Annotated in this window: 17 protein-coding genes and 1 tRNA gene; 1 reads left to right on the top strand and 17 read right to left on the bottom strand. The window is 66.4% G+C overall.

The window, feature by feature from the left end; genetic code table 11:
* Positions 1-180 precede the first annotated feature (180 nt).
* Positions 181-256 (top strand) — tRNA-Thr (locus tag FN976_RS01480).
* Positions 257-780: 524 nt separating this feature from the next.
* Here FN976_RS01480 and fdhA read toward each other — a convergent pair.
* From fdhA to FN976_RS01395, 17 genes are all read right to left on the bottom strand, one after another.
* Positions 781-1,983 (bottom strand): formaldehyde dehydrogenase, glutathione-independent, encoded by a 1,203-nt coding sequence (gene fdhA / locus FN976_RS01475; protein ID WP_145890267.1) that lies wholly within the window; start codon positions 1,981-1,983, stop codon positions 781-783.
* 42 nt (positions 1,984-2,025) lie between these two features.
* Entirely contained in the window at positions 2,026-2,382 is a 357-nt protein-coding gene (locus FN976_RS01470) for a LysR family transcriptional regulator (RefSeq protein WP_186510713.1), read from the bottom strand.
* A gap of 4 nt (positions 2,383-2,386) precedes the next feature.
* A complete protein-coding gene (locus FN976_RS01465; RefSeq protein WP_186510712.1) occupies positions 2,387-3,979 on the bottom strand; it encodes a tannase/feruloyl esterase family alpha/beta hydrolase in 1,593 nt (530 codons plus the stop codon).
* Positions 3,980-4,095: 116 nt separating this feature from the next.
* Entirely contained in the window at positions 4,096-5,073 is a 978-nt protein-coding gene (locus FN976_RS01460; protein ID WP_145890261.1) for a Bug family tripartite tricarboxylate transporter substrate binding protein, read from the bottom strand.
* A 27-nt stretch (positions 5,074-5,100) separates the two neighbouring features.
* Complete coding sequence (locus FN976_RS01455) at positions 5,101-6,243, bottom strand: ABC transporter substrate-binding protein (RefSeq protein ID WP_145890259.1); 1,143 nt, start codon at positions 6,241-6,243, stop codon at positions 5,101-5,103.
* Positions 6,244-6,275: 32 nt separating this feature from the next.
* Complete coding sequence (locus tag FN976_RS01450; protein ID WP_145890256.1) at positions 6,276-7,370, bottom strand: aromatic ring-hydroxylating oxygenase subunit alpha; 1,095 nt, start codon at positions 7,368-7,370, stop codon at positions 6,276-6,278.
* A gap of 32 nt (positions 7,371-7,402) precedes the next feature.
* Entirely contained in the window at positions 7,403-8,359 is a 957-nt protein-coding gene (locus tag FN976_RS01445) for a PDR/VanB family oxidoreductase (protein WP_145890255.1), read from the bottom strand.
* Positions 8,356-8,988, bottom strand: coding sequence for a MarR family winged helix-turn-helix transcriptional regulator (locus FN976_RS01440; RefSeq protein WP_145890253.1), 633 nt, complete (start codon positions 8,986-8,988; stop codon positions 8,356-8,358). Before FN976_RS01440 ends, FN976_RS01445 begins: the two co-directional genes overlap by 4 nt.
* A gap of 26 nt (positions 8,989-9,014) precedes the next feature.
* A complete protein-coding gene (locus FN976_RS01435; protein WP_255440032.1) occupies positions 9,015-9,716 on the bottom strand; it encodes an ABC transporter ATP-binding protein in 702 nt (233 codons plus the stop codon).
* Positions 9,717-9,730: 14 nt separating this feature from the next.
* Complete coding sequence (locus FN976_RS01430) at positions 9,731-10,474, bottom strand: ABC transporter ATP-binding protein (protein ID WP_145890249.1); 744 nt, start codon at positions 10,472-10,474, stop codon at positions 9,731-9,733.
* On the bottom strand, positions 10,471-11,475 hold the full coding sequence (locus FN976_RS01425; RefSeq protein WP_145890247.1) for a branched-chain amino acid ABC transporter permease: 1,005 nt from the start codon (positions 11,473-11,475) through the stop codon (positions 10,471-10,473). Before FN976_RS01425 ends, FN976_RS01430 begins: the two co-directional genes overlap by 4 nt.
* Complete coding sequence (locus FN976_RS01420) at positions 11,472-12,329, bottom strand: branched-chain amino acid ABC transporter permease (protein ID WP_145890245.1); 858 nt, start codon at positions 12,327-12,329, stop codon at positions 11,472-11,474. The genes FN976_RS01425 and FN976_RS01420 overlap by 4 nt, the downstream gene beginning before the upstream one ends.
* Positions 12,330-12,350: 21 nt before the next feature.
* Positions 12,351-13,532, bottom strand: coding sequence for an ABC transporter substrate-binding protein (locus tag FN976_RS01415; protein ID WP_145890242.1), 1,182 nt, complete (start codon positions 13,530-13,532; stop codon positions 12,351-12,353).
* A 110-nt stretch (positions 13,533-13,642) separates the two neighbouring features.
* The gene (locus FN976_RS01410) at positions 13,643-14,734 is read right to left on the bottom strand and encodes an amidohydrolase family protein (protein WP_145890240.1); all 1,092 of its coding nucleotides are present in this window, start codon (positions 14,732-14,734) and stop codon (positions 13,643-13,645) included.
* Positions 14,734-15,657 (bottom strand): ABC transporter substrate-binding protein, encoded by a 924-nt coding sequence (locus tag FN976_RS01405; RefSeq protein ID WP_145890238.1) that lies wholly within the window; start codon positions 15,655-15,657, stop codon positions 14,734-14,736. Before FN976_RS01405 ends, FN976_RS01410 begins: the two co-directional genes overlap by 1 nt.
* A 21-nt stretch (positions 15,658-15,678) precedes the next feature.
* Positions 15,679-17,445: a CocE/NonD family hydrolase gene (locus FN976_RS01400; RefSeq protein ID WP_349291323.1), complete on the bottom strand. Its 1,767-nt coding sequence runs from the start codon at positions 17,443-17,445 to the stop codon at positions 15,679-15,681.
* Positions 17,446-17,563: 118 nt separating this feature from the next.
* Positions 17,564-18,334 carry an SDR family NAD(P)-dependent oxidoreductase gene (locus FN976_RS01395; protein WP_145890236.1) on the bottom strand — a complete coding sequence of 257 codons (771 nt, stop codon included), beginning with the start codon at positions 18,332-18,334 and terminating at the stop codon, positions 17,564-17,566.
* Between the last annotated feature and the right edge of the window lie 3 nt (positions 18,335-18,337).

Genomic DNA, 18,337 nt, shown 5'->3' with positions numbered 1-18,337 from the left:
CGGCCCAGCCGAGCTTGTTGGAAAAGAAGATGAGCATGCAGCCATGCTGGGTCCCGTGGCAACGAGACGCTGTCGGCGGGCACGCGTGGTTTGCGGTCGGACACCGCCTTGCTTGCACGCCTGCGCGCACGGAGGCGGGTTGCCTCCCCCTCCTGCGCCTGCGCTATAATCCGAGGCTTAGCCGGTGTAGCTCAGTCGGTAGAGCAGCTCATTCGTAATGAGAAGGTCGGGTGTTCGATTCATCTCTCCGGCACCAGTCAGCAAAGGAAAGCCCGCTATCTAAACGATAGCGGGCTTTTTGTTTTCTGGGTCATGTAGCCACCATGTAGCCAGATTTCGGTTGCCGGGCACGTCCGCTGGGCTTAGCAGGCCAATCGCTGCTCAATCGTTGAGCATCATTTGCTGGCGTAGGGCCAACGCGGGTCCGGCGCGCCTTCCCCTGGCTTTTCCCCGGAGTTGTCCACTTCCGTTGTGGACAAGATTGCGGCCCGGATCGCGTGCCTCACACGAGGCGGCAGTGGCTCGGCGCCGCCCCCAGGCGATCAATTGCGGACCCTGGGGTGCCTGTCCACTGCAATCCTTCTTGCCCGGGTTCGACCAGCCGGCAGCAGCTGGTCTCCGGTAAGGGTCAAGCCTGCAACCGTCAGCTCTTGGCCGAGAACAGCCATCCGGGCGAATAGCGAGGTGCGGCGCGCGCTCGCGAATCGCCGGCGTCGTTGCATCAAACACGCGCCGCCGCGCGAGGGCGAGCGTCCTGCCGCAGAGTTTCCAACGGCTGGGCTAGGTCGCGCCGACCATGCCGTGCGGGTCTAGGACAAACTTTTTCGGTGCTCCCGCGTCAAACTCAGCATACCCTCGCGCAGCATCGTCAAGCGTGATCACCTCGACGCCTACTGCATCAGCGATCTTGATGCGGTCCCAAAGGATGGCCTGCATCAACGCTCGGTTGTACTTCATGACCGGGGTCTGCCCCGTGAAGAAGCTGTGCGACTTGGCCCACCCAAGCCCGAGTCGGATGCTCAGTGAGCCCTCCTTCGCTGCGGCGTCAACTCCGCCGGGGTCTCCTGTGACATAGAGTCCAGGAACGCCGATTTTCCCCGCAGCCCGCGTCACTTCCATCAGCGCATTGAGCACAGTCGCGGGGGCTTCACGCCGAGCACCTTCGTGCCCGTGGCCGCGCGCCTCGAACCCGACGGCATCGACTGCGCAATCGACCTCCGGCGTTCCGAGGATCTGGGCGATCTGCTCGCCCAGCGACGCATCCAGCGAAAGATCGACGGTCTGGTAGCCCAGCCGCTTCGGATGGATCAGTCGTTGCGGGTTGACGTCGCCGACGATGACGACTGCGGCACCGAGCAATTGTGCCGATGCAGCTGCGGCCATCCCGACCGGGCCTGCCCCCGCGATGTAGACGGTACTGCCGGGACCGACGCCGGCGCTCACTGCACCGTGGTACCCAGTTGGCAGAATGTCGGAGAGGCATGTGAGATCCCTGATTTTCGCCATCGCCTGCTCGCGGTCCGGGAATTTCAGCAGATTGAAGTCAGCGTACGGCACCATGACGTATTCAGCCTGGCCACCGACCCATCCGCCCATGTCGACATAACCATAGGCACCGCCGGCGCGCGAAGGATTGACTGTGAGGCAGACACCCGTGTGCTGCTCCTTGCACGTCCGGCAACGGCCGCAGGCGACATTGAATGGTACCGAGACAATGTCTCCGCGCTGGAGCGTTTCGACGTCACGGCCCAACTCGATCACTTCGCCGGTGATCTCGTGGCCAAGAATCAAGCCCTCAGGAGCGGTTGTGCGGCCACGCACCATATGCTGGTCCGAACCGCAGATGTTGGTTGACACCACTTTGAGGATGACGCCATGGTCGATCCGGCGCCCTCTCGGATCTTCAAGTTTCGGAAATGCGATGGGCTGCACCTCCACCTTGCCTTGGCTCACATAGGCCACACCACGATTGCTACTGGTCATCGGCGTCTCCTTGACGTTGGTAGAAAAGCTGAAGTTGTCCGTTCAATTTGCTTGGCCGCCCGATATCGAGCCTGTTGCCAGCAAGGCTTGCCTTCGGGTACGCAAGGCGAAACTCGCTGGCGTTGCAGGCAATGCGACAACTGCCTTCATGCCGGCGTCCAAGACCTCCAAGGATTGATGCGCGACGGCACAGACTTGCCGCCCGACCTGGGTGGTCTCAAAGGTCGGCCCGACAAAAAGGCGATCACCAAAGTACGCCCGAAGCTCCGCGAGGCCCCCGCGTGCCGAATGGGAGGAAATTTCCAGGCGGCGCGCAGCGGCATCAACGGACCCGGTGGCTTGGAGCGTAACCAGTAGCCGCAGCAAATTCAGATCGAGCAAGCCCTTGATGCGGCTCACGGCTCTAGCGCGCATCCCGCATCGACCAGCCGGCCCTGGGACGGCATTCAAAACTCTCCGCGCGCTTCACGTCCCCCGCGCCCTTGTAGTGCGGATAGGTCGGATAGCGGCAGGCCGGACGTGAGGCCCGGAAGGCGCCATCCGTCAGGGACAGGTCATAGGCGACCGGAGCATCCGATGGAACCTGGTTGCGCAGCACCCAGTCCTCCAGCATGGTCAGCGCGCTCAATTGGCTGGTGCCGCCCACGTTGTGGCTGCCGCCCACCGGCACGTAGAAGCGGAGGAATCGATCCGTCGCCTGTTGGCCCATGGTCTGCACGACACGGTCCACGTATTCCGCCGATGCGGAAAGCGGCGTCGCGTTGTCGGCGGAAGGATGGATGATGATCAGCTTCCCGCCGCGCGCGGCAAAGCGGGAGAGATCAGGGTCGGTCGCATCGAACCAGGTCGAGAGTTCCCGGATGCGCCCTTCGTACTTCTTGGGATCGAACCCCACCGGGTTCACGGCTGGGTCGCGCGCGATGCCATGGCGCACCCACCAGCTCGCGAAATTCAGGATGCCGCCTCGGCGCTGCTCCCAGCCCAGCCCCGGCGTGAGGTCGCGCGAGGGCGGCTCCTCGCCGGTCACGTAGAAGCGCCATTGCCACCGCGCGCCATCCTCGTCCCCAGTCACGCGATAGCCGGGAAAATGGGTTACGCCATGCGCCAAGGGAACGGGGACGGCATACGGTTCCCGATGCGCCCTGACCGCGTCGATCTGCGCCGGCGTCAGGCAAGCTGCCTGCGCGACCCCTGGGCGACAGGTCAGCCGGGCCAGGTCGTTCGGACATTCGAGGTAGCGGCCAATGACGCCATCCGCCAGGCCGTCGGCCGCATCGCAGCGGGCACGGGCATCGTCGGCAACCAGCTTGACCGCCGCGACGTCCAGGAAGCCATCGACCAGACGCGTCCGCAGGACGTTGTCGGACAGGTGGTTCGCGTTCCAGTTCAAGACCGGCGAAGTGGCAATCACCCCGTCGTAGTCTTGTGGATACACCTGGGCCGCGCGAAGCGCCTCGCGCGCGCCGGCCGACTCACCATTGAAGAACACGTAAGAAGGCTTTCGGCCGTAGGCCGCCACGATCACCGCCATCGCGACGTCCTTGGTCTTCTTCAGTTCCTCGTGCGCGAAATTTCGCATGGCTTCGTCGCTGCGGCTCCACTCGAAGCTCATGGGCGGGTGCCCGTTGTCGCTGCCGAAAGTCACGTACCCGCGCGTGATCGGATAGGGCTCGGTGACGGGATTGGGATCGAACCTGCCCGACGCCTTGTTGCGTGGAGCGGTGATCAGCTGCCCCCCAAGACCGCCACCACCGGACTGCAGCGCGCGCCCGTTCCAATTGGAGAGCGGCAAGTTGATTGCAAACCGGATGGGCGGTGCCGCCGGATCCACGGCCTCGATGCGACCGAGCACCAGGCAGCGCGCGGGGGTCTCGAGAAGGTGTTCACCTTCCGCGTCCTGGTACGGCGCGACAGCTGGCGCAACTTGGCTCGAATCGACGACGGCTCCCCGTGTCGGAAGGCCGATGCGCGTCGCGTCAATGCGCGCGCCCTGCAACGATTCACAATGCTGGATGGCCACTGGACTGGCTGGCAGGTGACCGCAACCCGCGATCACCGTCAATGAAGCAAGCACGAGCGCCCGGACCATGGATTGACGAATGTGGGCCATGATTAGTCCAGCGTGATGGCAGCTGCCTTGATCACGGTCCCCCATCGCACGGTCTCAGCCTGGACGAATGCCCCAAATTCCTCGGGAGCCATCGGTGCGATGGCGATGCCCAGCTCGGCGTACTGCCGCTCCACCTCAGGCGCTTTCACTGCCTTCACGATCTCCTGGTGCAATCGCTCGATGACAGCTCGGGGCGTACCTTGACGGACCATGACGCCCGTCCAGCCGGGTGTGTTCAGGCCGGGAGCGCCGAGTTCAGCAAGCGTCGGCACCTGGGGCAGGCCCACGAGCCGCTTGTCGCTTCCGATGACCGCGATGGCCCGCAGCTTGCCGTCCTTCACCAATGGCATGCTGTTGGCAACCACGTCGACCAGCATGTCGATCTGTCCGCCGATCAGGTCCTGCACAGCAGGCGCAGCGCCCTTGTAGGGGATGTGCGTGAACTTGCCGCCCGTCTGCCGCTTCATCATCTCGACCCAGACGTGCGGGAAACTGCCGGGACCATAGGAGCCGTAGCTCAGGCCATTGCCCGTCGCCGCGGCCGCCTTCTGCAGATCGGCCCAGGTGGCAATGCGGCTGCTCGCCGGCACCACCAGGAGCGTGGGCGTGGTCATCAGTCGGGTCACGGGCACGAAGTCCTTCAGCGGGTCGTAACCCGGCTTCTGGTACAAGGCCGCGTTCATGGCCAGCGGCCCGATGTCCCCATAGAGAACGGTGTAGCCGTCGGCCGGCTGCTGCTTGGCGTACACGGCGCCGATCTGACCCCCTGCCCCAGGCTTGTTGTCGACGACCACCGGTTGCCCCAGGCCTGTCGCAATTCGCGGTGCCAGCAGGCGCGAGAGCGCATCACCGAAACCTCCCGCCGGGTACGGAACGACCCAGGTCACCGGACGGGACGGGTATGGGTTGGTCTGGGCCACGATCGGACCCGTTGCAGCAATCAGGGATGCGCCCAGCAGGCGACGGCGTAGCAAGTTCATCTGGAATTTCTCTTGTTGGTCTGTGGGTTACATCGTCAAGCGGCCTTCGGGGCCGACCACGGCGACGGAAACGAAATCGCTGCCCTCGCGCAAGCCGCGCCCGAAGCTCACCCGCACGCCGCCGAGATCCAGGCCGGAAATTTCTTCCAGCGCCTGCACGACGGATGCGCGCGTGGCGCCCGGACCGGCGCGGCGGAGCGCCTGGACCAGCACGCTGGCCGCCAAGTAGCCTTCGACGCCGAACAACGAGTAGTCGGTCGATCCGATTGCCTTGAGGTCGGCTTGATAGCGACGCACCAGCTCGAACTTCTGCGCCGTCGGCGACGGAACGACGATCGAGAAGCCGACGCCGCGCGCCATGTCGCCCATCGCGCGTATCGAACCCGAGCTCGCGCCAATGGAGATTCCGAAGATCCGCGTCGAGGCATTGAGCCTGCGAAAGGCCAGCACGAATGCCGGGGACGAAGCCGCCAGGCCCATCACGACCAACTGTGGATTGGCCTGCGCGATCACCCGAGCTGCAGGCTCTACCTCGACGCTGGCCGTGTTCGGGGTCGCGGAGGTGGCCACCGCCTTCAGCTTGTGCTTGTCGCAAGAGGCCTGGAATGCCGCGAGCAGCGACTGCCCGAGGGCATCGTTCGGGTACACCAGCGCGGCGGAGCGCAGCTCCAGCGTGCTCGCCATTCCCAACAGGCGATCCATCTCGTCGCCGTAGCTGGCGCGAGTCCAGAAAACGTTAGGGGCCTTGCTGCGCCGCAGGCCAATGGTGCCGGTGCTGGGGCCCACCACCGCGAGCTCGGTGGTGACCTGCATCATGGCTGCGGTCTGCTGCGTGCCAAGTGGGTGCAGCAACGCGAGGATCGACGGATCCGCCACGAAAGCTTCCGTCTTCTGCTTCGTGACGGCCGGGTCGAATCCGTCATCTTCCATGGCGAGTTCGAGGGGGACTCCCTGAATGCCCCCTTCCCGATTGACCCGCGCGATCAGCGCGCGCGAGCCTGCGAACAGGTCTGCTCCATTGACGCGTCCGATCCCGGTGTTGTCGAAGGTCGTCCCGATGCGCAGCGCTTTGCCGCGACCCGCAGACTGGGCCGTCGCGACGGCGGGAAAAGCGCAGGATGCCGCCGCGAAGGCGAGCAAGGTCCTCCGCGCGAGCGGATGTCTATTCATGATGTCTCCTCTTTCTTGGTGGTCCGGCCTGTTCAGGCCGGCGTCAGCTGCCGGTCTTCTTGGGACTCGGTCAGCCTCTGCACGATCCGGCGAGCGCGATTGGCACCGACATCCACATGGATGTCGAGCCAGCTTGCGCGTTCGCCGAAATCGAGCATGTTGCGATACTGGTTCTCGATGACCTCGCGGTCTTCGTCGAAGGTGAATCGCGTCTGGTCGACAACTTCCTTGATGTTCTCCGGCATGTCCGGATGCTTGTTGGCGCACATGCTCCAGAAGTAGTGGCAGGTCTCCCCGGTTTCGGGCGTGATGCCGTGGAAGCCGCGCATGTGGAAGCCGCCGCGCTCGGGATCGTCCAGCGAATCCGTGCCAGGCTCGCAGGCCCCCGTCCAGATGCGCAGATGCGACAGATGGAAATCGATCTCCTGCCAGCGGTCGCAGGTGTCACCGAAGGGCCAGGCCGCCTTGTAGGTGGGCGGTGGCACGGAGCCAGGCATCAGCCGTTTCACTTTGACCACGTCGCCGTCCTGCGTGACCTTTGTCGGCGCCGTCATGTGCAGCCGGGCGTTGCCCCCGATGGTCTTGAGGTGGACATAGCCCAGGTGGCTCAGGTCGATGAGGTTGTCGTGGATCAGCTGCCAGGGCGCCTGGTAGTGGTACATCCCATGGCCCCACTTGTAGTTGGGGTGCTCGTGCCACGGATAGACGGGCGGCGGCGAATCGGGCTCGGCGCCATCGAGCACAGGCATCCAGATCCAGATGATCTGGTTCTGCTCGGCCACGTGATACGCCTTGACTTTGGCCTTCGCCGGAACGCGGTCCTGCCCCGGGATCTCGATGCACTGGCCGCTGGGTGCGTACAGCATGCCATGGTAGCCGCAGCGCAGTCCGCCTCCTTCGACGGTCCCGCAGGACAGGGGCAGCGAGCGATGGCAACAGCGATCCTCGAGCGCGGCCACCTGGCCTTCGGCGGTGCGGAACAGCACGACCTTCTCGTTCAGGAATGTGCGGGCGATGGGCTGCTGGGTCACGTCCGCGGCGAAGGCCGCGACGTACCATTGGTCGCGCGGAAACAGCGTGGCTGAGCGTTTGGGGGAAGTCGGTGGGGCGATGGTGGCGGTCTGCATGAGATGGCTCCTTGCAATTGGCAGTGCGGGGCTCAGAGATCGAGCACGAGCAGCGGGGTTCTGGATCGGGAACAGCAGGGCGTGAATTGGTCGCCCGCCGCGCGTTCGGCCTCGGTGAGAAAACTGTCGCGGTGGTCCGGCTCGCCGGCCAGCACGCGCGTCAAGCAGGTTCCGCAGACCCCGGACTCGCAGGAGAACGGGACGTCGATGCCTTCGCCGAGCAGCGCCTGCAACGCGGTCTGATCGGCGGTGACCCGAACCGTGCGTCTGGACCGCACAAGCTGCAGGTCGTATGCGACGTCGTCCGCGGCGTGTGAGACGGTGCCCGCGAAGTGCTCGCGATGAAGTTGTGCGTCCGGCCAACCAAGATCCCGCGCGGTCGTCAGGACGTGATCCATGAATCCCGCCGGACCACACACGTAGAGGTGCGCGCCTGGTTCGGGGGCACCGAGTGCCACCGCGGCATGGAATTTTTGTCCAGGCGGACCGTCACTCAGGTGAAAAGCCACGTTGTGTGCATAGCCGGATTGCTCGATTTCACGCCGAAAGGCCATGCGGTTCGTGCTGCGCGCGCAGTAATGCATGGCGAAATCCCGGCCTGTCGCATGCAGCGCCTGCGCCATGGCCAGAATGGGCGTGATGCCGATGCCCCCCGCGACAAGGAGGCTTCGCCTTGCGGCGACGAGCTCGAAGTGATTGCGCGGCACGCTGACCTGAACGGCCGCGCCCGGCAACATGCGCTCGTGCATGCCGGCAGAGCCGCCGCGCGACGCGGGTTCGCGCAGCACCGCGATGCGCCAGCGGTGCCGCTCGGCGGGATCGTTACACAGCGAGTATTGGCGCACGACGGATGGTGCGACCTGCACGTCGATGTGCGCGCCCGCGCTGAACGCCGGCAACGGCTCTCCCCGCGGGTCCACCAATTCGAAGCTGCAGATGCCCTCGGCCTCCTGCACGCGGTTCAGCACCTGGACCCGAAGTTCGTTCATGCGTCCTCTTCATCCTCCCGCCGGCGGCGGCCTCGGGCCGCCGCTTCGGGGAACTTGCGTTTGACGTACTCCTGCGTGGCCCCTTCCACGGCCGGCAGGTTCTCGTGCAGCCGGCGCAGCAGGGACAGCAGGGTTTCCACTTCCTTGGCCGACAGCACGGAGAGGAAGACGCGCTCGCGCTCGAGCGCCACTTCACGGATCCGGTCATGCAGCGCCCGTCCCGCCGGGGTGAGAACCGCCACGCGTGCGCGGCCATCCGCCGGGTCCAGTTCCGTCCGGATCAGGCCGCGCTCCTGCATGCCCTTGAAACAGCGGCTGACCGCGCCCTTGTCCATGCCGATCACGCGGGACACTTGTTGGGCCGTGACTGAACCGTGGATCGCCAGCAGCACGAGGCAACGCCAGGTCTCGATCCCCACGTCAAAAAGCGCCAGGTAGTGCTGAGACGCGCCACGTGACAGCTTGTTGGCGATCCAGGTCAGATAGGCCGGTGCGTAGTGTTCGAGGTCGATGACTTCCGGCGTTACAGGCTCGGCATCGGCAACGGCGGATTTGCGCGCGCGGGACTTGACGGCGACGACGGTCTTGACCGGCGCCTGGGCGGATTTCTTGGGGCGGAAGGTGCTCATGGGCACCACTTTACGCAGGGAACCGGTCATTGCACCGCCATCCCGAGCCAGCGGTCCAGTGCTTCGTTGTCGGCCCGCAACCCCGCCGCCGTGTCCTGATGCACCACGGTGCCGTGGTCCAGCACGACGGCCTGCTGTGCGTAGCCGAGCACCTCGTCGATTTGCTGCTCCACGATGACCACGGGGATGCCCGTCTGCTCGCTCATGCGGCGGAACACCGCCAGCAGCTCCTGCCGGATCAGCGGGGCCAGGCCCTCCAGGGGCTCATCGAGCAACAGCAAGTTGGGTTGTCCTAACAGCGCCCGCGCCACGGACAGCATCTGTTGCTCGCCACCGGAGAGCTGGCCACCACCGTTGCGGCGGCGTTCTGCCAGCCGCGGAAAAAGCGCGTAGGCCTCGTCCAGCGCCTGGAGCGGCCGCCGCTTGAGGCCGGCGACGAGGTTCTCCTCGACGGTCAAAGACGGAAAGATGTCGCGCGTTTGCGGCACATAGCCGAGGCCCAGTGCAGCGCGCCGGTGCGGCGCCATGCCGGCCAGGTCCTGCCCTTCGAACAGGATCCGGCCCGCACGCAGGGGGACCAGCCCCATGACCGCACGCAGGACGGTGGTCTTGCCGACGCCATTGCGCCCCAGCATCGCCAGCCGTTCGCCTGCGCGGACTTGCAGTTGCAGCCCGTCCAGGACCGTCGTCGGCCCGTAGCCGGCCACCACGCCTTCCAGTTGCAGCATTGCGCGTTCCATCGTCAATGCCCCAGGTACGCGGCACGAACTTGCGGATCGCGCCGGATGGTCTCGGGATCGCCGTCCGCCAGGACGGCACCTTCCGCGAGCACCACGATGCGCGTCGCGAAGCGGAAGACGAGGTCCATGTCATGCTCGATGATCAGCACGGCCAGATCGCGCGGCAGCGATTCGAGGGCCGTCAGCAGCCGCCCGCCGTCACCCTTTGGAACGCCCGCCATGGGCTCGTCCAGCAGCAATACGCGCGGGCGCAGCGCCAGGGCCAGGGCCATCTCGACGAGCCGCTGCTCTCCATAGGCGAGGTCCTGGGTCGGTGTCGCCGCATGCTCGCGCAGGCCGAAGCGGGACAGCAATTCGAGCGCTTCCGCCCGAACGCCTGCGTAGGCGTCCACGCAGCGCCACGCCCGCCCGGTCAGCCCCTCCCGCTCGAGCAACGCCAGTTCCACCTGCCGCTGCACCGGGAAGTGCGGAGCCAGCGTGGTGATCTGGAACGTCCTGGCCAAGCCACGACGGACGCGCTTGGCCTGCGGCAGGCGCGTTACATCTTCGCCCAGCAAGTGGATGGCTCCCGCATCCGGCTGCAGGACCCCGCTGATCTGGTTGACCAGCGTCGTCTTGCCGGCACCGTTCGGGCCGATCAGGGCCATACGGTCGCCTGCCGCCAGCGCAAAAGAAACGCTGCGCGTGACGTGCAGGCCGCCGAAACGCTTGTCCACGCCTCGCAACTCCAGCAAAGCCGTTGTCATGCGGGTGTCCCCATGCGGCCGCGCAGCCACGCCCAGACCCGCGCCGGCGAAACGAGCACCACCAGCATCAGCAGCGCACCGACGACGAAGAGCCAGTGATAAGGATTGATCGAGGCCGCGGTGTGGTGCAGCAGCGTGAAGACGGCAGCCCCCACGAGAGCGCCCGTCAAGCGGCCCGCGCCGCCGAGGATGAGCATCACAAGCGCTTCCGCCGAAAGCGCGAAAGAGAGGCTGTCGAGCCCGACCACGGCGGTCGTCTGGGCCGAGAGTGCACCGGCGGCACCCGCGACCGCACCCGCCACCGTATAGAGCGCCAGCAACCTGGCGAACACGGGCGTACCCAGGGCGGCCATGCGCGCGCGGTTCTCATGGATGCCCCGCACCGCCAAGCCGAAGGGTGAATCGACCAGCCGCCGCAGCACGTAGAACACCACCACCAGTACGGCGAGCGTGTAGAACGCGGCCACCCTGCCCTCCATGTCGAATGCGAAGCGTCCGAACAGCGGTGCGATGACGTAGCCGGACAGTCCGTCGTCCGCACCGGTCCAGCCGCGGGCCTTCTGCGCGATGCTGAGCACGATCTGGGCAACCGCCACCGTGAGCATCAGCAGCGTGAAACCCTGGTAGCGCAGCAGGAACGCCCCCGAGAGCAGCGCCAGCACGGCGCCGGCAAGAATGCCGATCGCCAAGCCGGCCAGCGGGTCGGGCATCACTTTCAGCGCGAAGATTCCGGCGGCATAGGCACCCACCCCGAACACCGCCGCGTGGCCCAGGGTCGCCAGCCCGGCGATGCCGACCACCAGGTCGAGCGACAGCACGAACAGTGCGGAGATGAAGATGCGCGTCAGCAGGCCGAGCTGCTCCGGCATCAGGGCGCATGCCGCCAGGCCCAGCACGAGGAGGACGAGGGGCGCGCGCCACGGAGGCGCGCAATGCGGCTGTGCGGCATCCAGGCCTGTGGCCTGCTGGGCGCGACGCCATGCGAGCGTGATCGCGTTCATCGCTTCAGCAATCCCTGCGGGCGCCAGGCGAGCAGCAGCGCCATGGCCACGAAGAAGAACAGGCTGCCCCAGTCGGAGGCGAGGTACTTGCTGGCCGTCTCGATGACGCCCAGCAGGACGGCCGCAGCGAGCGAACCGCCGATGCTGCCCATGCCGCCAACGGCCACAACGACCAGCACCAGCACCAGGTACTTGAGGGCGTAGTACGGCTCCAGCGGCATCAGCTCCGCGCCGAGGATGCCGCCGAGGCCCGCCAGCGCGGCGCCCGAGGCGAAGGTCACGCACTGCACCGCGCGGATCGGGATGGCGAGCGTCGATGCCGTGCCGCTGTGGTCGACGGCGGCGCGCAGCCAGACGCCGAAGCGCGTGCTGGCGACGACCCACACCGCCGCCGCGGCCACGGCAAGCCCCGCGAAGATCACCAGCAGGCGCTGCGCCGGCAGAGTACGGAAGCCCAGGTCCACGGAACCCGCCAGCAGCGGTGGCAGCGGGATCAGTTGCACCTGCGGGCCCGCGATCGCGTTGGTGCCGGCGATCAGCACGAAGCTGAGGCCGATGGTGAAGAGCACCTGGTCCAGCTCCTTGCGCTGGTAGAGATGGCGCAGGACCAGCGCTTCCAGGGCCGCGCCGAGCAACCCGGTCGCCAGGACCGCGACCGGCACCGCGACCCAGAAATTCCACTGCGCTTCGCGCACCAGCAGGGCCGCGCAGTAGCCGCCCAGCATGGCGAAGGCGCCGTGGCTCAGGTTGACGAAGCGCATCAGCCCCAGCGTGACGGAGAGCCCCACGGCAATGACGAACAGGACCATCCCGTAGGCCAGGCCGTCCACGAGGATGTTGAACAGGAGGTTCACTGCAAAGTGCCGGCGTTGGCCTTACTTGTCCAGCCCGTAGTCGGCCTGGGGGCCGAAGTTCTGGAGTTCCTTATTCACGAGCGCACCACCTTGCTTCTCCACCTTGCGCAGGTACACGTTCTGCACGATGTGGCGCGTCTTGCTGTCGATGCGCACCGGGCCGCGCGGGCTCTCCCACGCCAGCGAACGCGCCGCATGGATGGCCTTCAAGCCGTCGCGCTGGCCGCCGGTCGCCTCGATCATCTTGTGGATGACGTACATGCCGTCCCACGCACCAACCGACGCGTAGTTGGCGACAACATTCGGGTCGCGCTTCTTCAAAGCGTCGACGAACTTCTTGTTTTCGGGTGAGTCATGGGCGCCCGAGTAGTGGAATGCGGTCGTCAACCCAAGGGCCGCATCGCCGAACTTCTGCAGATCGAATTCGTCTGTTTCGGCGGTGCCGAGGAATTGCACGCCTGCCTTTGCCAGCCCGTTTTCGTTGTAGGCCTTGACGAAGCCGAGGTTCGGAGGGCCGCCGGGCAGGAAGGTGTAGACGGCCTGGGCGCCGCTCGCCTTGATCCGCTGCACGAAGGGGCCGAAGTCGGTCGTTGCGATCGGCATCCGGATGGTCTCGACCACGGTCCCGCCCTGCTTGGTGAATTCGCTCTTGAATGCAGTCTCCGCATCGATGCCAGGGCCGTAGTCGGTGACTGCGGTCACAACCTTCTTCAGGTTCTGCCTGGCCGCCCATTGGGCCATCGGCACCGTCACCTGCCACAACGTGTAGCTGGTCCGGATGAAGAATTCCGACTTGTCGGTGATGGCCGATGTGGCCGCATTGAAGATCACCGTGGGCGTCTGCGACTGCTGAATCAGTGGCGCCACTGCCATCGCATTGGGGGTGAAGACGAACCCGCCGAGGTAGTCGACCTTGTCCTTCACGATCAGTTCCTGCACCAGCGTTCTGGTCTGCCCGGGATTCGGCCCGCCGGTGTCGCGGTAGATGAATTCCACGTTTCGGCCGCCGAGCTTGCCGCCCTGGCTGGCGACATAGGCTTCCGCGCCCGCCTTGAACAGTGCGCCGTAGTGCGCGAACGGACCGGAGAACGGGCCGAGGATGCCGACCTTGATGGGGCCCGGCGCCTGCGCGTGGGCGAATCCGGCCGCGAACGTTGCGGCGAGTGCAAGGGAGCGCACGATGGCGCGGCGGGTGGCGGTCATGGCATGTCTCCTGGACGAATGCCGCCATTGTGATTGCTATCTCAACTAGTTGCAATATCAACCATATGCCCACATCTCAGGGATTACCCGCAACGCTTGCAGAGTTGCGTTCAGGCTTGCGAAGCGTCGAGCAGCCGGCGGGCGTTGCCGCCGAGGATGGCGGTCCGTCCCGCGTCGTCGAGTCCCGGTACCTGCGCCAGCAGGCCCGCGATGTCGTACGAACCCATGTCGAACGGGTAGTCGGTGCCGGTGACCAATTGCGTGATGCCCACCTCGTCGATCAGGCGGCGGATCGCCATCGGCTCATAGACGACGGTGTCGAACCAGATGCGCCGCAGGTAGTCGCGCGGCGGACGCAGCATGGACTTCGCTTCGGGGCGCACCTTCCACGCATGTTCGAAGCGCCCCAGGTAGGCCGGCAGGTAGCCGCCTCCGTGTGCCGCCAGCAACCGCAGGCCCGGATGCCGGTCGAGCAGCCCGCTGAAGATGATGTGTGAGAGCGCGACGGTCGTCTCCAGCGGCTGGCCGATGACGTTGGTGAGGTACCAGCGATTGAGCCGCTCGAAGGCCCAGGTGCCAAGCGGGTGCAGGAACACCACGCAACGCAGGCGTGCCGCTTCGGCCCAGAACGGCTCGAAAGCCTCGTCGGCCAGCTCGCGCCCTTCGACGGTGGTCGAGATCTCGACGCCCCGCAGGCCCAGCACCTCCACCGCATGCCGCAACTGCTCGACGGCGAGCTGCGGCTGCTGCAGCGCGACGGTCCCCAGCCCCTGCAAGCGGTCCGGGTGCTTCGCGCACAGCGCGGCGATGTGTTCGTTCTGCACGCGCACGACATCGCGCGCGAGCGCATCATCCGCCCAGTAGTAGTACTGGTTGGGCGACGGGCTGACGACCTGCACGTCCACACCCATCGCATCCATGTCAGCGAGCCGCGCATCCAGCCCGGTCAGCTTGGGTCCCGCTGCGGGCAGCATGACGCGCGCGTTGTGGGCGGCAGATTCCGCGCCCAGGGTGCGCACCATCATCTCCGGCTCGGCTTGGCGGCGCGGATGCGTCGCCACCAGCTTCTCCACCTCGGGGGACAGGGCGTGGCAGTGCAGGTCAATGGTGAAGAAGCGCTGTCCACGGCTGCCCGACGCGGCGCCGTCCTCCGGCACCGCGGCGCAACGCGCGCCATGCACGGCGCAGCGATGAAACAGCATCAGCGGACGATGATTTGCGCGGCCTGGGGCCGGCTCTTGATCAGGCCCATCTCGTTCATCGTGTCGACCCAGTACTTGACCTGGGGCTCGGTCACGTCGGCCATGAGGCGCGGCATGGGAATGCTGGCCAGCACTTCGGGCGGCAGCTTGATGTACTTGCCCATGTGAGCGCGCGCGGCCTGCGGATTCTTGTCCGCCATCGCCACCGCGTCCGCGATGGCGGCGCGGAAAGCCTTCACCGCTTGCGGATTCGCCGCGGCCCACTGGCGCGTGGTGCCGTAGAACACACCGCTGGTCTGGGGCGGCAGGTCGGCGGGGAAGTAGGCGAGCGCCGTCCCGCTGCCGCTCTGGATGGCCCGGCCGATGAACGGCGTGGCGCTCACCCCGGCCTGGATGGTGCCGGCCTTTAGCAGGTCAGCCGTCTGCGGAAAATTCACTTCGACGAAATTGACCTGCTTGGGATCGACGCCACGGTCAGCGACCCACTTGCGCGCCATCACGTGGAGAAAGCCGCCGATCGACGGGACGCCGACCTTCTTGCCGACGAGATCCTTCGCCGAGGTGATGCCGCTGCCGGCACCGGCCAGCAGGCCAACGTTCTGGTCCGTCTTCTCGAAGACGCCCGTGCCCGCGACGAACACCAGGTCGAGCCCGCCCTCATTGGCCAACAGCAGGTTGGTCGGGGGCAGTGTGCCCATCTGCAGGGAGCCGCCCTGCAGGCCCGGCACCAGCGCGCCGCCCGCCACTTGCTGTAACGTGACCTCCAGGCCATGCTTCTTGAACAGGCCCTCTTCCTGCGCGACGAATGCGCCGAGGTATTCGGCCACGCCCGTGTGGCCCAGGGTGATCTTGGTCTGGGCCTGCGCGGCAACGGCGACTACGCACGTGGCCAGGGCGACCGCGACGCTGCGGATGTACTTCATGTCGTCTCCTTGTGTGACTCGTCAAGCCGCCGGAATGACCGGCAGCAGCAGGAAGGAGGCATGCTTGCCTCCCGTGTAAAGCGTGGCGGTTCCATCGAAGACTTCGGGCGGGCGGTCACCGGACACGTCGTGCACATGGATCGAACAACCGGTCTGGCGGATTCCGCCGTATTGCGGTGGTGCCTTGGGGACCAGCGGGCCGGGCAACTGGTGGTCGTAGTCCTCGCCGCCCACCGTCAGCGCCAAGCGGAAGCCTGGCGGCAGGACGATGGAGGTCGGCCAGATCTCGATGTCGAGTTCATGGACCTCTCCGGGGACCAGCGGCTGCTCCTCGTCGTGCGGGTGCCAGGGACGGTACGGCAGGCTGCGCGCGGCATCGAGCTTGCGGTGCGAGGCGCGCAGCCAGCCAAACGCCAGGGGCACGTTGGGCTCCGATGCGCCCTGGAACAACAGCTCGCGTCCGTTGGGTGCATAGGCACGCAGCGACAGGAAGATGTCGGCATCGCGAGTGCTCGACGCGATGAACACCTTGGCTGCTACCGGGCCGGTGATTTCCGATGCTTTCAGCATCGGTGGTGTGTAGAAGGTGTGGCCTTGCGAGAAACCGCGGAACTCGACAGAGGCATCGGACCCCGGCTCCGCGACGAGCGCGGATGACGCGGCATCGAGGTAGTGCCGCGTCCACTGCGTTCGCGCCAGCGGCCACTCGCCTTCCTTGCGCGTCAGAAACTTCTCGTTGGGCAGCCGGACGCTGAGCTGCACCGCCGGCTCGCGGTCCCAGCCGTTGTCTTCTCCCTTGAGGAAGTGATCGAAGAAGCGCCGCATCAGCGCGCGGCCGCCCGGCGTGTAGTACTCCGTCCAGTGCGTGTCCCCATGCATCTCCAGCCATTTCTGGCGGGAACCCACGCGCAGGAAGGCTTCGGTGTTGCCGTGCAGGTGCAAGCCGATGCCACCCCAGTTGCCACGCGAGAAGACCGGAACCTCGATGTCCTCCAGCCGCGGCGTGCGCTCGGCGAAATAGGCGTCGGTGGCGAAGCGGTTGCCCAGGTGCTGCCCGGGCAGGTCCGCGATGTTCCTGGCCATCTCCTCCGGGCTGAGGGTTTCCGGCCCGGCGATCGGCTCGCCCGTGTTGTGGTTGATGCGACCGCGTGCGCCTAGCCCATGCTGGACCGATGACACCTGCGCCGGGTACCAGCGGATCCAGAAACTCGTGAGGATCCCGCCATGGCGCACGCCATCGCGGTACAGGTCGGAAGCACCTTCGAAGGGGCAGATGGCCGCGAGGTGCTTGGGCCGCAGAGCCGCAACCTGCCACTGATTCATGGCGTAGTAGGAAATGCCGGTCAGGCCCACCTTGCCATTGCTCCACGGCCGCACGCCGGCCCACTCGATGCAGTTCTTGAAGTCCAGCGTCTCACGCGGGCTGAAGCAATCGAGGTATCCGGGCGACCGGCCCGCACCGCGCGAATCGACGCGGACGCAGACATAACCCCAGTCGCGCGTCCAGATTTCGGGGTCAGGCGTCTCCCAGGACTGGTACTTGTTGCTGGAACCCTCCAGCGCCTCGGGATGCTCGCGTGCCAGCTGCATCCAGGCGAAGGCGAAGCCTTCCTGGAACGACAGGCCCTTGGCGTAGGGGCCGTGCGTCATCAGCACGGGATGCTCGCCGCCGCCCACCGGTCGGTAGATGTCGGCTCGCAGGACGAGCCCGTCGTCCATGGTGATCGGGGCGTCCCATTCGATCACCATGCCATCGCGCTCTTCGATCCGGTGCTGCTGGTCGTGCAAGCGTGTCTCCTGATACTGGTTGGAGACAGGCATGCTAGGCAGGCCCCGCGCCCGGCGCCAATCGATCTTCCCGATTCCAGGCATCGGCGTTGCCGATGGCTCTCCGCGCGTCGCTCCGTCAGTTGCCGTCGGTGATGAGAGTGCCGCCGTCGACGACCAGCGTCTGTCCCGTGACGAAGCCCCCCGCCGCGCTGGCGAGCATGGCCGCGACGCCCGCCACTTCATGCGGCTCGCCGACGCGGCCGAGCGGCGTGAGCGCGAGACGCCGCGCCATGAATGCCTCGTTCGCGATCAAGCCGGCGGCCAGCGGTGTGCGGATGAGTCCCGGTGCGATGGCATTGACTCGCACGCCTCGCGGGCCCCACTCCACCGCGAGGTTCCGGGCCATCTGGGCCAGCGCGGCCTTGGTCAGCCCGTACAGGCCGATGGACTTGTTGCCACGCAATCCGGCGATGCTGGCCATCAGGATCACACTGCTACCTGACGCCATCGCCGGGAGGAGGCGAGCACAGAGCATGTGGCTGCTGCGCAGGTTGACCTGGAACACCGCTTCCCAGTCCGTGCCGCCTACTTCGTGCAAGGGACGGGCGGGGCCCTGCATGCCCGCGTTGCAAACGAGTACGTCGACGCGGCCAAAGGCGGCGGCCGCCGCTGCGGCGAGCGCCTCCACCTCGGGCGGTTTCCCCAGGTCAGCCGCCAGCGCTTTCACCTGCACGCCGTGGGAGCGACACTCGGCCGCCACCTCGTCGCATCGCACCCTCTCCCGGTCCGCCAGCACCAGGTCAGCGCCCTGCCGGGCGAACACGGTGGCGATGCTGCGTCCGAGCCCACCCGCCGCACCAGTGACCAGCGCAACCCGCCCATGCAAGTCGAAGAGGGAGTCCGGCATGCC

It is taken from the genome of Caenimonas sedimenti (assembly GCF_007833165.1).
Classification (GTDB): Bacteria; Pseudomonadota; Gammaproteobacteria; order Burkholderiales; family Burkholderiaceae_C; genus Ramlibacter; species Ramlibacter sedimenti.
The sequence above is the reverse complement of the archived record's forward strand: the minus strand, read 5'-3'. Positions and strand labels throughout refer to the sequence as shown.

What these genes read in the sequence shown, in the direction of transcription:
- FN976_RS01425 (WP_145890247.1), bottom strand. Translation starts at nt 11,475, where the DNA reads ATGAACGCGATCACGCTCGCATGGCGTCGCGCCCAGCAGGCCACAGGC.
- FN976_RS01395 (WP_145890236.1), bottom strand. Translation starts at nt 18,334, where the DNA reads ATGCCGGACTCCCTCTTCGACTTGCATGGGCGGGTTGCGCTGGTCACT.
- FN976_RS01405 (WP_145890238.1), bottom strand. Translation starts at nt 15,657, where the DNA reads ATGAAGTACATCCGCAGCGTCGCGGTCGCCCTGGCCACGTGCGTAGTC.
- FN976_RS01455 (WP_145890259.1), bottom strand. Translation starts at nt 6,243, where the DNA reads ATGAATAGACATCCGCTCGCGCGGAGGACCTTGCTCGCCTTCGCGGCG.
- FN976_RS01430 (WP_145890249.1), bottom strand. Translation starts at nt 10,474, where the DNA reads ATGACAACGGCTTTGCTGGAGTTGCGAGGCGTGGACAAGCGTTTCGGC.
- FN976_RS01410 (WP_145890240.1), bottom strand. Translation starts at nt 14,734, where the DNA reads ATGCTGTTTCATCGCTGCGCCGTGCATGGCGCGCGTTGCGCCGCGGTG.
- FN976_RS01450 (WP_145890256.1), bottom strand. Translation starts at nt 7,370, where the DNA reads ATGCAGACCGCCACCATCGCCCCACCGACTTCCCCCAAACGCTCAGCC.
- fdhA (WP_145890267.1), bottom strand. Translation starts at nt 1,983, where the DNA reads ATGACCAGTAGCAATCGTGGTGTGGCCTATGTGAGCCAAGGCAAGGTG.
- FN976_RS01460 (WP_145890261.1), bottom strand. Translation starts at nt 5,073, where the DNA reads ATGAACTTGCTACGCCGTCGCCTGCTGGGCGCATCCCTGATTGCTGCA.
- FN976_RS01415 (WP_145890242.1), bottom strand. Translation starts at nt 13,532, where the DNA reads ATGACCGCCACCCGCCGCGCCATCGTGCGCTCCCTTGCACTCGCCGCA.
- FN976_RS01445 (WP_145890255.1), bottom strand. Translation starts at nt 8,359, where the DNA reads ATGAACGAACTTCGGGTCCAGGTGCTGAACCGCGTGCAGGAGGCCGAG.
- FN976_RS01435 (WP_255440032.1), bottom strand. Translation starts at nt 9,716, where the DNA reads ATGCTGCAACTGGAAGGCGTGGTGGCCGGCTACGGGCCGACGACGGTC.
- FN976_RS01440 (WP_145890253.1), bottom strand. Translation starts at nt 8,988, where the DNA reads ATGAGCACCTTCCGCCCCAAGAAATCCGCCCAGGCGCCGGTCAAGACC.